Annotated in this window: 1 protein-coding gene, 1 tRNA gene and 2 rRNA genes (1 of these 4 cut by a window edge); 1 reads left to right on the plus strand and 3 read right to left on the minus strand. The window is 56.5% G+C overall.

The genetic code is table 11. The annotated features are described in order from the left end of the window. Window positions 1-286, plus strand: a 286-nt coding sequence (locus tag NKH33_RS27515) for a hypothetical protein (RefSeq protein WP_352922411.1), incomplete at its 5' end; no start/stop codon positions are given. A gap of 516 nt (window positions 287-802) precedes the next feature. Here the strand turns inward: NKH33_RS27515 and NKH33_RS27520 are convergent. The 3 genes from NKH33_RS27520 to NKH33_RS27530 all read right to left on the minus strand — a co-directional run. Then, window positions 803-879 (minus strand) — tRNA-Met (locus NKH33_RS27520). Window positions 880-1,009: 130 nt separating this feature from the next. Further along, window positions 1,010-1,124, minus strand: a 5S ribosomal RNA gene (gene rrf, locus NKH33_RS27525). A gap of 96 nt (window positions 1,125-1,220) precedes the next feature. Next, window positions 1,221-2,500 (minus strand): 23S ribosomal RNA (locus NKH33_RS27530) (it continues 1,519 nt past the right edge of the window).

The following is a 2,500-nucleotide window of genomic DNA, read 5'->3' on the forward strand; positions in this document are numbered from 1 at the left end:
CGTGGAATTGGAGATCCGCAAAATTGCGGACCCAACCAGCGGCGGCCTGATCATGCAGCGCAATAAGGTGCATCACGTCTACACCCTCGATCGTGTCGCCAGGGACCTCGGCGTCAGCGAAGCGCTCATCCAGGACCTGACCCTCGGTCTCGAGCCCGAGGACGGCGTCATCTGGGTCTACGGCGCCAACGATGACGACGGGATCTTGGCCTTCACCGATGAAGGCATCGAGGAGGTCAAACTCCTCCTCGAAGAATATCATCGCGTCTCCCCAAAGAAAGCTTGACCCCAGCACTCCGGTGCTCAGGTTCTCCTGGCTGCCGGATGCGCACGTCTGCGGTCTTCACCGGATGCGTACGGATTGCGGCATCCTTGTTCGTCTTCTGTAGGGGAGTTCCTGGAGGTGAACTATGAGCGAATTGCCGGTGGTCAAAACGCGACGCAAAGGCAAGACGCTTACGCAGAGCATGCTGATCCCAACCGAGAAAATGGTCGCTGACGAACTCCGGGCTGCAGGACCTGGCCACTTTTCGGACCTTGCAGAGTTACGACGTAAGCTCGCGGCAAAATACGGAGCAGACGCCTGCTGCCCAGTGACTGTGCGGCGGCACCTGGTGCATATCAGTCAAGACGGCAGCGCGCCTTTTTGGCGCGTCGTAAATCCCGATCGGCCATTCGCCCCACGTATGAGAGGTGGATCGGAGCACATACGCGAAAAATTGGCCGCGGAATGCTAAGTGTCCTGTCGCCGTACTTCAGCCCATACGAAAACGGCCCGCACAAGGCGGGCCGTTTTCGAATTTGGTTGCGGGGACAGGATTTGAACCTGTGACCTTCAGGTTATGAGCCTGACGAGCTACCGGGCTGCTCCACCCCGCGTCAACCCTAGAAGTAAGCCTTGGCTCACTGGATTCAAGCTTCCGCCAAATGAAAGGGCCGCTTGCGCGGCCCGATATCCCGTTGGCGGGCCTGTTCGTAAGGAGAAGATTAAACAACGTGCGCTTGGCAGACCTGGCAGCGACCTACTCTCCCGCGTCTTGAGACGAAGTACCATCAGCGCTGGAGCGTTTCACGGCCGAGTTCGGAATGGGATCGGGTGCAGCCGCTCCGCCATAACCACCAGGTCGGCAAAACGCACGTTGCTCGAGAAGCTGTTTTCTGTGCCATTCATCTCGGCGCAATCCAAGGATTGTCACCAGAAATGGGCATTAGGAATGAGAACGATCAAGCCGATCGAACTATTAGTACCGGTAAGCTTCAAGCGTTGCCGCTCTTCCACACCCGGCCTATCAACGTGGTCGTCTTCCACGGTTCTCAGGGAATACTCGTTTTAAGGTGGGTTTCCCGCTTAGATGCCTTCAGCGGTTATCCCGTCCGGATATAGCTACCCTGCTATGCGGCTGGCGCCACAACAGGTCCACCAGAGATCCGTCCATCCCGGTCCTCTCGTACTAGGGACAGATCCTTTCAATATTCCTACACCCACGGCAGATAGGGACCGAACTGTCTCACGACGTTCTGAACCCAACTCACGTACCGCTTTAAATGGCGAACAGCCATACCCTTGGGACCTGCTCCAGCCCCAGGATGCGATGAGTCGACATCGAGGTGCCAAACAACCCCGTCGATATGGACTCTTGGGGGTCATCAGCCTGTTATCCCCGGCGTACCTTTTATCCGTTGAGCGATGGCCCTTCCACGCGGGACCACCGGATCACTATGACCGACTTTCGTCTCTGCTCGACTTGTCAGTCTCGCAGTCAGGCAGGCTTATGCCATTGCACTCAGCGAACGATTTCCGACCGTTCTGAGCCCACCATCGCGCGCCTCCGTTACTCTTTAGGAGGCGACCGCCCCAGTCAAACTACCCACCATACATTGTCCCGGACCCGGATAACGGGCCGCGGTTAGACATCCATAGTGATAAGGGTGGTATTTCAAGGGTGGCTCCACCTGAGCTGGCGCCCAGGTTTCAAAGCCTACCACCTATCCTACACATGCCACTACGAATGCCAATGTAAAGCTATAGTAAAGGTGCACGGGGTCTTTCCGTCTAACCGCAGGAACCCCGCATCTTCACGGGGAATTCAATTTCACTGAGTCTATGCTGGAGACAGCGGGGAAGTCGTTACGCCATTCGTGCAGGTCGGAACTTACCCGACAAGGAATTTCGCTACCTTAGGACCGTTATAGTTACGGCCGCCGTTTACTGGGGCTTCGATTCAGAGCTTGCACCCCTCCTCTTAACCTTCCAGCACCGGGCAGGCGTCAGACCCTATACGTCGTCTTGCGACTTCGCAGAGCCCTGTGTTTTTGATAAACAGTCGCTACCCCCTGGTCTGTGCCACCCTCCCATGCTTGCGCATGAAAGGGTCACGCTTCTTCCGAAGTTACGCGTGCAATTTGCCGAGTTCCTTCAGCATAGTTCTCTCAAGCGCCTTGGTATACTCTACCAGTCCACCAGTGTCGGTTTCGGGTACGGTCTATAAGGAGGAGCTAT

The organism is Mesorhizobium sp. M1182, from assembly GCF_040318335.1.
Classification (GTDB): domain Bacteria; phylum Pseudomonadota; class Alphaproteobacteria; order Rhizobiales; family Rhizobiaceae; genus Mesorhizobium.